This window comes from Spirulina sp. CCY15215 (assembly GCF_016888125.1).
In the GTDB taxonomy this organism is placed as follows: Bacteria; Cyanobacteriota; Cyanobacteriia; order Cyanobacteriales; family Spirulinaceae; genus CCY15215.
Genome location: NZ_JACSWA010000403.1, coordinates 1 through 361, shown reverse-complemented (window position 1 = coordinate 361; position 361 = coordinate 1). Strand labels below are relative to the sequence as shown.

Below are 361 nucleotides of genomic sequence, written 5' to 3'. Positions count from 1 at the left end.
CGCATTTTAGGCGATCGCAGATATAGTAGTTCTATCGTACAGAAATTATAGCGCGATCGCTAAGTTCAGAAGTTATCAGGGTCTAATCCTTTCGCAAGCAGGCGATCGCGCAACTCTTGCAATGTCCTCTGTACCTGTTCTTTTTCTTGTCGTTCCTCAATTTTCTGTCGTCGTTCCTCCATTTTCTGTCGTCGTTCCTCCATTTTCTGTCGTCGTTCCTCCATTTTCTGTCGTCGTTCCTCCATTTTTTCTCGTCGTTCCTCCATTTTTTCCCGTCGTTCCTCAATCCGTTCCCGTTCGGACTCATCTGGACTTCTTAAATACTCCCCAGTTTGGGGATTGAAAAAACGCATCTGACCAT

Annotated in this window: 1 pseudogene; it reads right to left on the bottom strand. The window is 45.4% G+C overall.

Going from position 1 to position 361, the window contains the following annotated elements:
* Window positions 1-65: 65 nt before the first annotated feature.
* Window positions 66-361: pseudogene (locus JUI58_RS11435) on the bottom strand (hypothetical protein); the annotation flags it as partial.